Here is a 3,291-nt window from a genome sequence, read left to right on the forward strand (position 1 = left end):
ATAACTTTCATTTCCGTTCAAATAACGTAGAACGATTTGTATTTTTTCATCAGCTGTAAATTTAGCCATAGAAAAACTGCACCTCCAATTGTTAGACTGTGTCTAACAATTGGGGTGCAGTTCATTAGTAGCTGCTCTCTTTTTATTACAAAAAAATAAGTTAACAATGGAATATTGATGTTTTTTGGTAAAAGATGTAACGAATTGTGAATTTTTTGTAACAAAAAAGTAATACTGTAATTTTTTCTGGAAAAAAGTTCTTGTGCTCGTATATGAAAAATATATGAAAACCACTGGAGATTGTATGAGAAATACATTTTATTAATATGGAAATTTATGTTACAACTCGTTAATTGTATATTACGAATGCTTTGTAATTGTGTGATTTCTAAAAATTCTAAAAATCTGTTGCTATAATGAAAATACGAAAACAAAGCAAATGGAGGCTATTCATGAAAAAATTATTAAGTATAGCAACAGCAGCAGTTTTTGGTCTTGGGATTTTTGCGGGTTCTGCTAAAGCGGAAACAATTGTAACAACAGACGTATTAAATGTTAGAGAAAACCCAAATGTAGAGTCAAAGCTTGTAGGTAAAGTGTTAAGTGGGAATACACTAGATGTTATAAATACAGAGAATGGATGGACAAAAATTAAGTTAAACGGTAAGGAAGCGTTTGTAAGTGCTGATTTTACAAAGAGCACATATTATGTAACGGCGGGCGTATTAAATGTTCGTGCTGGAGCGAATACTGATTCTGAAATTTTAGGTAAACTTAATAAAAATGATGTGATTGAAACGACGAATCAAGTTCAAAATGAATGGTTACAATTCGACTACAATGGAAAAGTCGGATATGTTCACGTGCCATTTTTAACAGGAACGGCACCTGTAATTGAAAAGAAAGAGGTTGTAGCTCAAGAAGAAGCGCCGGTTAAAAATAATACAGCAGTTAAGAATAAAGAGTCTGTTAAGAGTAACGATTCTATTAAGAATGTAGAATCAAGTAAACCTGTGGTAAAAGAAAAGCCGGCTGCAAAACCAGTTGCGAAATCTACTGAAACAAGTGCGCCTACTGGTGGTCGTGAAATTACAGTAGAAGCGACGGCATATACAGCAGATCCGAGTGAGAATGGTTCGTATGGTGGTCGTGTATTAACTGCAATGGGGCATGATTTAACAGCAAATCCAAATATGAAAGTAATTGCTGTTGATCCGAAAGTAATTCCGCTTGGATCAAAAGTATGGGTAGAAGGATATGGAGAAGCGATTGCTGGAGACACTGGTGGTGCGATTAAAGGAAATCGTATTGATGTATTAGTCGGTTCAGATGGTAGTGCTAATAGCTGGGGGCGCAAATCTGTAAAAGTGAAAGTTATACAATAGGTTATCGATATTAATATAAAAAGCGGTTGCTTGAAATTATGTAAGCAGCCGCTTTTTATGGATTATTGAAAGGGATAAATAGTTTTACCTGTAATAATTTTATATGCACTGCAAAATTGTGTTTGTATATATTCTGTATTTTTATTTTCTGGATGTGATGTTGTTTCATGGAGAGTAGAATGAAAAGCCCGTAGTAAACAATTTAGGGCGAAGTATAATTCCTCTTGTGAACAATTTTTTTCTTTTGTAGAAGTAGCTAAAATGAGGTCTTTTGTCAAAGATGAAAAATTGATGGTGGATTGTTTCATAGTTAACTCATCCTCTCGAAACGATTTTTATCATGTATATGCAGAATTGGACAAACTATGTTCTTTTTTATATGTAATTTCATGTACCGAAATGAAAGAACTTGCAATCATGCCGTTAAAATTGGTAAGATTGGGTATAATCAATAGATGGAGTATATTACATAAAGAGAGTTGAATGCTATGGGAGAAGTGCAACGTGAAAAAGTTGCTGTCATCATTGGACCAACAGCTGTTGGAAAGACGAAGTTAAGTATCGATCTTGCCAAAGCGTTGAACGGTGAAATTATTAGTGGTGATTCCATGCAAATCTATCGAACGATGGATATTGGAACTGCAAAGGTAACACAAGCAGAGATGGACGGAATTCCACATTATATGGTCGATATAAAAAATCCGGAAGATTCATTTTCTGTCGCGGAATTTCAAGAACGTGTTCGCAAACATATTCGAGAAATTACAGAACGTGGTAAATTACCAATTATAGTTGGTGGGACCGGTCTTTATATACAATCTGTTTTATTCGATTATCAGTTTACAGATGATGCTGGTGATGTGATATACCGAGAGCAAATGGAAAAGTTAGCTTTAGAACGCGGTGTGGAATATGTACATAAAAAATTGCAAGAAGTAGATCCGGAAAGTGCGGAGCGTATTCATGCAAATAATGTACGACGTGTCATTCGGGCGTTAGAAATTTTCCACACGACGGGTGAAAAAATGAGTGACCAAATTGAGAAACAAGAAAAAGAGTTACTCTATGATGTTTCATTAATTGGCTTGACAATGGATCGAGAAATGCTATACGATCGCATTAACTTACGAGTGGATTTGATGATGGAACAAGGCCTATTAGAGGAAGTAGAAGGTCTGTATAATAGAGGGATACGAGATTGTCAATCTATTCAAGCAATTGGATATAAAGAAATCTATGATTATTTTGAGAATCGAGCCCCTTTAGAAGATGCGGTATCACAATTAAAGACGAATTCGCGTCGTTATGCAAAGCGTCAATTAACGTGGTTCCGTAATAAAATGGATGTCACGTGGTTTGATGTTACAGACGGTGAAAAAACGTCAGAAATTTTACGATACATAGAAGGAAAGTTACAAGTAAAGTCGAATAATAGTAAGTAGAGAAAAAGAGGAGGATTCGACATGAAGCAATCAATCAATATTCAAGATCAGTTTTTAAATCAACTCCGTAAAGAAAATACGTTTGTTACGCTGTACTTATTAAATGGTTTCCAGCTTCGTGGACTAATTAAAGGATTTGATAATTTTACAGTCCTGCTGGAAACAGAAGGTAAGCAACAGCTTATTTATAAACATGCAATTTCTACATTTGTACCACAAAAAAATGTTTCAATTGAATTAGAATAGTAATGAATTATTGTACATAACAAAAAAAGAGCGAGTTTTGAAGTGACCCCTAAAAGTTAGACACGGTTATTTCATTAGGCAGCTTGATAAAAATGAGTCCGGTATTGTACCGGGCTCATTTTTAATTTTGCCTTAATCCGTTTCGTATTATAATAATCTATATATTTTTCTAATTCTATTTTAAAGTGCTCTACATTTTCAAATTCTTTTATGTAGAG

At 34.3% G+C, this 3,291-nt stretch carries 5 protein-coding genes; 3 read left to right on the forward strand and 2 right to left on the reverse strand.

Going from position 1 to position 3,291, the window contains the following annotated elements; translation table 11 throughout:
- The first annotated feature begins 452 nt into the window (after nt 1-452).
- Entirely contained in the window at nt 453-1,385 is a 933-nt protein-coding gene (entD, locus tag H6481_RS27895) for a cell wall-binding protein EntD (RefSeq protein WP_023522798.1), read from the forward strand.
- A 62-nt stretch (nt 1,386-1,447) separates the two neighbouring features.
- On the opposite strand, the gene H6481_RS27900 is transcribed toward entD, so the two are convergent.
- The gene (locus tag H6481_RS27900; protein WP_182813776.1) at nt 1,448-1,693 is read right to left on the reverse strand and encodes a hypothetical protein; all 246 of its coding nucleotides are present in this window, start codon (nt 1,691-1,693) and stop codon (nt 1,448-1,450) included.
- A 180-nt stretch (nt 1,694-1,873) separates the two neighbouring features.
- Here H6481_RS27900 and miaA point away from each other — a divergent pair, with 180 nt between their 5' ends.
- Nucleotides 1,874-2,827: a tRNA (adenosine(37)-N6)-dimethylallyltransferase MiaA gene (gene miaA / locus H6481_RS27905; protein WP_000504953.1), complete on the forward strand. Its 954-nt coding sequence runs from the start codon at nt 1,874-1,876 to the stop codon at nt 2,825-2,827.
- Between the two features lie 21 nt (nt 2,828-2,848).
- Nucleotides 2,849-3,073 (forward strand): RNA chaperone Hfq, encoded by a 225-nt coding sequence (hfq, locus tag H6481_RS27910; protein ID WP_000813896.1) that lies wholly within the window; start codon nt 2,849-2,851, stop codon nt 3,071-3,073.
- A 74-nt stretch (nt 3,074-3,147) separates the two neighbouring features.
- Here hfq and H6481_RS27915 read toward each other — a convergent pair.
- On the reverse strand, nt 3,148-3,291 hold a 144-nt coding region (locus tag H6481_RS27915), incomplete at its 5' end, for an IS3 family transposase (RefSeq protein ID WP_152530538.1).

Origin of the sequence: Bacillus sp. ME78 (genome assembly GCF_903970865.1) — a bacterium.
Lineage (GTDB): Bacteria > Bacillota > Bacilli > Bacillales > Bacillaceae_G > Bacillus_A > Bacillus_A cereus.

What these genes read in the sequence shown, in the direction of transcription:
- hfq (WP_000813896.1), top strand. Translation starts at nt 2,849, where the DNA reads ATGAAGCAATCAATCAATATTCAAGATCAGTTTTTAAATCAACTCCGT.
- miaA (WP_000504953.1), top strand. Translation starts at nt 1,874, where the DNA reads ATGGGAGAAGTGCAACGTGAAAAAGTTGCTGTCATCATTGGACCAACA.
- entD (WP_023522798.1), top strand. Translation starts at nt 453, where the DNA reads ATGAAAAAATTATTAAGTATAGCAACAGCAGCAGTTTTTGGTCTTGGG.
- H6481_RS27900 (WP_182813776.1), bottom strand. Translation starts at nt 1,693, where the DNA reads ATGAAACAATCCACCATCAATTTTTCATCTTTGACAAAAGACCTCATT.